Origin of the sequence: Dietzia maris (assembly GCF_014144855.1) — a bacterium.
Lineage (GTDB): Bacteria > Actinomycetota > Actinomycetes > Mycobacteriales > Mycobacteriaceae > Dietzia > Dietzia kunjamensis.
The window spans coordinates 1-6685 of record NZ_JAALDN010000337.1 but is presented as its reverse complement, the minus strand read 5'-3'; the positions used below and the strand labels follow the sequence as shown (position 1 = coordinate 6685).

Annotated in this window: 7 protein-coding genes; 1 reads left to right on the top strand and 6 read right to left on the bottom strand. The window is 70.2% G+C overall.

Annotated elements, in window-relative coordinates; genetic code table 11:
• Positions 1-54: 54 nt before the first annotated feature.
• The 6 genes from rfbD to G6024_RS11415 form a co-directional block, all read right to left on the bottom strand.
• Complete coding sequence (rfbD, locus tag G6024_RS11440; protein ID WP_182640370.1) at positions 55-1041, bottom strand: dTDP-4-dehydrorhamnose reductase; 987 nt, start codon at positions 1039-1041, stop codon at positions 55-57.
• Positions 1038-1919: a glucose-1-phosphate thymidylyltransferase RfbA gene (gene rfbA, locus G6024_RS11435; RefSeq protein ID WP_096906973.1), complete on the bottom strand. Its 882-nt coding sequence runs from the start codon at positions 1917-1919 to the stop codon at positions 1038-1040. Before rfbA ends, rfbD begins: the two co-directional genes overlap by 4 nt.
• The gene (gene rfbB / locus G6024_RS11430) at positions 1916-2968 is read right to left on the bottom strand and encodes a dTDP-glucose 4,6-dehydratase (protein WP_067716939.1); all 1053 of its coding nucleotides are present in this window, start codon (positions 2966-2968) and stop codon (positions 1916-1918) included. The genes rfbA and rfbB overlap by 4 nt, the downstream gene beginning before the upstream one ends.
• A 22-nt stretch (positions 2969-2990) precedes the next feature.
• Positions 2991-3902, bottom strand: coding sequence for a hypothetical protein (locus tag G6024_RS11425; RefSeq protein WP_159148742.1), 912 nt, complete (start codon positions 3900-3902; stop codon positions 2991-2993).
• A 28-nt stretch (positions 3903-3930) separates the two neighbouring features.
• A complete protein-coding gene (locus G6024_RS11420) occupies positions 3931-5004 on the bottom strand; it encodes a YihY/virulence factor BrkB family protein (RefSeq protein WP_235027876.1) in 1074 nt (357 codons plus the stop codon).
• A gap of 78 nt (positions 5005-5082) precedes the next feature.
• The gene (locus tag G6024_RS11415; RefSeq protein ID WP_159148741.1) at positions 5083-6156 is read right to left on the bottom strand and encodes a YihY/virulence factor BrkB family protein; all 1074 of its coding nucleotides are present in this window, start codon (positions 6154-6156) and stop codon (positions 5083-5085) included.
• 168 nt (positions 6157-6324) lie between these two features.
• Here G6024_RS11415 and G6024_RS11410 point away from each other — a divergent pair.
• The coding region (locus G6024_RS11410) for a hypothetical protein (protein ID WP_159148740.1) at positions 6325-6685 on the top strand (361 nt) is incomplete at its 3' end.

Sequence of the window (6685 nt, the reverse complement as noted above, 5' to 3'; positions counted from 1 at the left end):
CGGCGGCCGCCACCGCGGCGCTCCCGGCCGCGAGCACTGTGCGGCGGGTCCGGTTCACGACCCGGGCCCGGGGAGGCTGCCCCGCTCCCGCTGTCGCTGGGCGATCCAGCCCTCGTGGGCGATCGCGCGGACGAGATCCTGCGTCCAGTCGTCCATCGGCTCCAGCCCGACGGCACGCCACGAGGCATCGGAGAGCACGGAGAAGGCCGGCCTCGGGGCGGGGCGTGGGTACCCCTCGGTGGTGCAGGGTCGCACCCGCTCGGGATCCGCGCCGAACCACGTGAACACCGCCCGGGCGAGGTCGAACCACGTCGCGCGGCCTACCCCTGCCAGGTGCAGGGTCAGGCCCCGCGCGTCGAACTCGCCCCAGGCCTCCCCGCCGACGAGGCCGAGCAGTTGATCGGCCAGCGGCGCCGTGTAGGTGGGCGAACCCCACTGGTCGTCCACCACCGAGAGGGTGTCCCGCTCGCGCTCGAGGCGGACCATGGTGTCGACGAAGTCCGAGCCGCGCAGCCCCTGCCCGTGGCGCACGGGGCCGGTGTACACCCACGCGGTGCGGACGATCGTCGTCTCGGGGTACACCGCCAGCGCCGCCCGTTCCCCCGCGAGTTTGGTGCGCCCGTACGCGGTCACCGGCGCGGTCGGGTCGTGCGGCTCGAGCGCCGGAGCGGTGGCCGGGTCTCCCCCGCCGGGGACCTCGCCCGAGAAGACGTAGTCGGTGCTGATGTGGACCAGCCGGATCCCGCGGTCGCGGCACGCCACGGCCAGCGATTCCACGCCGTCGGCGTTGACCGCGTGCGCAGTGACCTCGTCGTCCTCCGCGCCATCGACGTCGGTGTACGCGGCCGCGTTGATCACGACCTCCGGTGCGTGACGGTCCAGGGCGGAGGCGATCGAGGCCGGGTCGGTGAGGTCGAGCTCGTCGCGGCCCACCGCGACCGCGCCACCGCCGAGCTGACGCCTCGATTGCCTGTCCAGGTAGTGCCCGAGCTGTCCGCGACCGCCCGTCGCGAGGATCCGCGGCCACCGGCCGGCGGTCACAGGTTGCGCCCCTTCTCGCGGCGCAGAATGTCCAGAAGGTACAGGCCGTACCCCGATTTGCGCAGGTTGTGGGCGCGGACGGTGAGCTCGTCGTCGTCGATATATCCCATCCGCCATGCCACCTCCTCCGGGCAGCCGATCTTCAGGCCCTGCCGGTCCTCGATCGTGCGGACGTAGTTGCCCGCGTCGAGTAAGGAGGCGTGCGTACCCGTGTCCAGCCACGCCGTGCCCCGTGGCAGCACCTCCACCTGCAGTCGGCCCTCGCGCAGGTAGTGCCGGTTGATGTCGGTGATTTCGTACTCGCCGCGCGCGGACCTGCCGAGCCCGCGCGCCACGTCCACCACGTCGGCGCTATAGAAGTAGAGGCCGGGGACGGCGAAATCGGAGGACGGGTCCTCTGGCTTCTCCTCCAGGCTGATCGCGCGGCCGTCGGCGTCGAAGTCGATCACCCCGTACTCGCTCGGATTGGAGACGCGGTAGGCGAACACGGCGCCACCCTCGGGCTCGACGAAGCGCCGCAGCTGCGTGCCCATGCCCGGTCCGTAGAAGATGTTGTCGCCCAGGATCAACGCCACCGACTCGTCGCCGATGTGCTCGGCACCCAGCACGAACGCCTGCGCCAGCCCCTCCGGCGCCGCCTGCTCCACATAGCTCAGGGCGATGCCGAACTGGCTGCCGTCGCCCAGCAGCCGGCGGAACTGCGGAGCGTCCTGGGGGGTCGTGATGATGAGGATCTCCCGGATCCCCGCCAGCATGAGCGTGGACAGCGGGTAGTAGATCATCGGCTTGTCGTAGACTGGCATCAACTGCTTGCTCGTCGCCAGGGTGAGCGGGCTCAACCGGGTGCCGCTGCCGCCGGCCAGGACGATGCCCTTCACAGCACCGTCTCCGTACGCGCGTACTTCGCCTCGACGCGCTCCTTGACCGGCTCCCACCAGTCGCGGTGGGCGGCGTACCACTCGATCGTCTGCTGCAGGCCCTCGCGCAGGTCGGTGTGCCGCGGCTCCCAGCCCAGTTCCTCGCGGGTGGCGGTGGCGTCGATGGCATACCGCAGGTCGTGGCCCGGCCGGTCGGTGACGTGATCGAAACCGGGATCCCCCCCGGTGCCGGCCCCGTTTCCCCCGTCGCTGCCGGCGACCCCCATGAGGTCGCAGATCATCTGCATCACCTGCAGGTTCGAATGTTCGCCGTCCGCGCCGATGAGGTACGTCCGGCCCGGCTCGCCCGCGGCCAGGATGCGCAGGACCGCCGCGTTGTGGTCGTCGACATGGATCCAATCCCTCACATTGGCCCCACTGCCGTAGAGGCGGGGCCGGCGACCGTCCAGGATGTTGGTGATCTGACGCGGGATGAATTTCTCGACGTGTTGGAACGGCCCGTAGTTGTTCGAGCAGTTGCTGATGGTGGCCCGCACCCCGAAACTGCGGACCCACGCGCGCACGAGCATGTCGGCCCCGGCCTTGGTGGCCGAGTACGGGCTCGACGGGTTGTACGCCGTGTCCGGGGTGAACTTGGCCGGATCATCGAGCTGCAGGTCACCGTACACCTCGTCCGTCGACACGTGATGCAGGCGCGCGTCGTGCCGCCGGCACGCCTCGAGTACGGCGTAGGTGCCGACGATGTTGGAGTGCAGGAAGGGCCAGGGGGTGGCCAGCGAATTGTCGTTGTGGCTCTCCGCGGCGAAGTGCAGGACGGCGTCGTCCGGCCCCGTCAGCTCGGCGACCAGCCGGTCGGTGACCGCCGGGTCCGCGCAGTCCGCCTCGACCAACTCCACCCGCTCGTCGGGCAACCCCTTCAGGTTGGCGCGGTTGGCGGCGTACGTCATGGAATCCAGCACCGTGACGTGGGCGTCCGGGTACTCGCGGACCGCGGTGTGGACGAAGTTGGCGCCGATGAACCCGGCTCCCCCGGTGACGACGAGGCGCATGGGTTCAACCCTACCGCCCGGCTCAGTCGTCGCCCGAGGGCTCGTAGCTTGCCGGGTCGTCGCCTGCCGGGTCCTCGTGCCTGCCCGCCTCCCACCGTCGCTTGATCGCCCTCGACCGCCGCGAGTGCCTCACCGCCAGCACCGCGATCACGACGCCCGCCACGAGCGGCACCCACACCTTGCTGTACTCAAGCATGAACTCGAGCCACCCCGGCACCGTGACCTCGGGCAACGAGATCGACGGCAGGGTGATGTCGGGCCACGGGATGGTCGGCAGGGAGATGTCCGGCCACGGGAGGTCGATGTCCGGGAGCCGCTCGAGGATCCACTCGACGACCGGTTCGAGGACCCGGCCGATCAGCGGCAGTAGGACGAGCACGGCGATGGCCCACCCGGACCGGCCCAGACCGGCCGCGACGGGATAGGCCACGCGCTTCCACGGCGAGGCCGCGATCGCGTCCTGCCTCGCCTCCGCCGCAGAGCCCGGCGGTGGATCGAAGTGGACGACGTCCCTGCCCTCGCGGAAGACCACCTGCCGCACAGCGGTGTCCGTGATGCTGGTCCGTACCTGCACTCGCGGGCCGGAGACGGACGCGGCCGCGGTGCTGTGCTCGCCCGGCTCGGGCGGGTCCGCGTCGAGCGAGAGCTTCGTGTCACTGATCTGCCGCGCCCTGGCCACCGTCACCCCGTCCCTCAGGAGCGCGCAGGCAGGGCTCTGCAGTGGCGAGGACCCTGCCGTCTCCCCCTCGGGTTTGCGCCGGAGGGGGTAACCGGGGTCGACCGCGTGCACCTCGTCGGATCGGCCGACAGCGAACTCGAGCCTGCCGTACTGCGGGTGGTCCAGCCGCCAGATCTCCGGTCGCGTGCCGGAGGCGGGGCCCTCCGGCACGCCCTCTGCGGGTTTCGGTCCGGGGTCTCGGTCTCGATCAGACACTGTCGGCACCCTACCTCCCTCCCGCGCGCTACTTCTGCGCGTCGGCGGGCTCGGTGTCGGCGGGCTCGGTGTCGGCGGGCTCGGCGTCTACGGTTCGGGAGTCGGTGTCCTCACGCCGCAGCTCGCGGTACGCGGCGAGCATCTTGGCGCGGCGTCGGTTGTGCGCCTCAAAGGCCGAGTTGTCGCGCGGGGTCACCCGGACCGCCTCCTCTGCGGGGATCCCGGCGCGCAGCTGCCGCACGCGCAGTACCTCCGCGTCCAGGCGGGCGCCGTACACCACCGCCATGTTGACCAGCCACAACCACAGCAGGAACACGATCACCCCGGCGAGCGGCCCGTACACCTCATTGAAGTTGCCGAACCGGGAGACGAAATAGCCGAACCCCGCCGTGGCCCCTCCGATGATCGCCAGGGCCGCCACCGCCCCGAGCGACACCCAGTGGATCTTGCGTCCCGTGACGTTCGGTGCGAACCGGTAGAGAATCGCCAATGCGAGGATCGCCGAGACCAGCCCCGCCGGCCATTTGGCGATCTCCCACGCCGCCAGCGCCGTGTCCCCCAGTCCGATCCAGCCGCCTACCGTCTCCGCCACCGGCCCGGTGAACACCAGCGCCAGCCCGCCGACCGCCACCAGGAGGATGAGCAGGGCGGTCAGCAGGACCCCGGCGGGCAACAGCCGCCACAGCGGACGCCCCTCCTCCACCCCGAAGACCGCGTTGATCGCGCGACCGAGCGCCCAGACATACCGCGAGGCCGACGCCAACGCCACCACCGTGCCGACGATCAGCGCGGTCCCGGCGGCAGGCGTGGTCACCAGCGTCTCTATCGGTCCGCGCACCGGGTCCAGGATCTCCGGCGGGGCGACGTCCGAGAGCATGCCCATGACCGCGTCGACAGTCCGGTCACCCTGACCGAACACGCCCAGAAGTGAGACCACGACCAGGATCGCCGGGAACAGCGAGAGCACCCCGTAGAAGGTCAGCGACCCGGCGAGGTCGGGTCCCCGATCACGCAGGAACTCCGACACCGACCGCGTGAATACCATCCCGACGGTGCGCAACCGTCTGCGACCAATCGCGAAGGGCCCGCCCGGAGTGCTCATGCACCGATTGTGTCCTCTCGGGCTCAGCGTGCGGCGGACGCCGCGCCCACCGGCGATCCCGTCGGAGCCGGGCGGTGGTCAGTCGCCGTGGCGGGCCTGCTCGACCTGGGCCTCACGTCGGACGTCCGCGGCCTCGTCGATGGCTTTCTGCTGCTTCTCCGCCGCCTTGTCGCTGGCGGTGGTGTCGCGCGGCGGGAGCTGGATGTTCTCCTCGGCGTGCATGCCGGCCTGGAGCTCACGGGCACGCTCCATCTCGGCGTCGACCTCGGCACCGAACAGGAACGCGTTGTTGGTGATCCACAGCCAGAGCAGGAAGACGATGACGCCGGCCAGCGAACCGTAGGTCGCGTTGTAGCTGCCGAAGTTGGACACGTAGAAGAAGAAGCCGACGGTCGCGAGGCCCCACACCACCAGCGCGACCACCGCGCCGAGCGAGATCCAGCGGAACTTGGGCTGCTTGACGTTGGGGGCGAACCCGTAGAGGACCGCGAGGATGACGACGACGACGAGGACCAGCGCCGGCCACTTGGCGATGCCCCAGACGGTGACCGCCGTCGAGCCGAGACCGATGAGGTCCCCCACCCACTCGGCGATCGGCCCGCTGACGACCAACATCACGCCGGCCAGGGCGACCAGGATCAGCAGCACGGCGGTGAGCAGGATCATCAGGGGCTTGAGCTTCCAGAAGGGGCGCCCCTCCTCGACCTCGTAGATGCGGTTCATGGCGCGACCGAACGCGCCCACGTATCCGGAGGCCGTCCAGAGCGCGCCGAGAATACCGGTGATCAGGGCGATCCCGGCGGCCGGAGTGTTGACCAGTCCCTCGATCGGCCCTCGGAGTTCGTTGAGGGTCTGCTCCGGTACCGAGCCCTCGACGAGGCCCATCACCGCGTCGACCGTGGCCTGCCCCTGGCCGAACACACCGAGCAGCGAGACCACGGCGAGAAGCGCCGGGAACAACGAGAGAACGGCGAAGTAGGTGAGCGACGCCGCGAGGTCGGTGCAGTTGTCCTTGGAGAACTCCCCTGCGGCGCGTTTGAGGCCGACTTTCCAGGCTCCGCCGGTGAGCTTGGTGGGCGACTGGGGCTTGCCGGTGTCGGGGTCGGCATCCGTGTGGGGCTTGTCGGTGATGTCGCGGCTGCTCGTACTCATACCAAGCACCTTCCCACCACCGGGCCTCCCCCGCATCCGGCCCGGCCGTCCCCCCGCGGGATTACGGACGCCGCTCTGTGCGTTACCCTCTTTGATGTCACGTCACCAAAGTGTCGTATCAACAACCTCGATATCGTCGACCGTCACCGCACCAGAGGGAGAAACACAGTGAGTCTGTCCAACGCCATCCTCCGTGGAGTCACCGGGGCCTTCGTCCTCAACTCCGGCCTGAGCAAGCGCGGCATGCCGACCGAGGCCGCCCAGGGCCTGCAGGGCTTCGCCGCGACGGGCGTGCCCGCCGTGAACAACATGGATCCCGATTCCTTCGGCAAGTTCGTCGCCTACTCCGAGATCGGCATCGGCGCCGCCCTCCTCACCCCGGTCGTGCCCCGCCAGATCGCCGGCGCCGCCCTCGGCGTCTTCTCCGCCGGCCTGCTCGCGATGTACTTCCGCAACCCCACCATGACCGAGGCCGACGGCATCCGCCCCAGCCAGGAGGGCATGTCCCTGGCCAAGGACGCGTTCATGG

Bases quoted from the DNA above. Each gene is read 5' to 3' on its own strand.
- rfbB (WP_067716939.1), bottom strand. From the start codon at position 2,968: ATGCGCCTCGTCGTCACCGGGGGAGCCGGGTTCATCGGCGCCAACTTC.
- G6024_RS11420 (WP_235027876.1), bottom strand. From the start codon at position 5,004: ATGAGCACTCCGGGCGGGCCCTTCGCGATTGGTCGCAGACGGTTGCGC.
- G6024_RS11415 (WP_159148741.1), bottom strand. From the start codon at position 6,156: ATGAGTACGAGCAGCCGCGACATCACCGACAAGCCCCACACGGATGCC.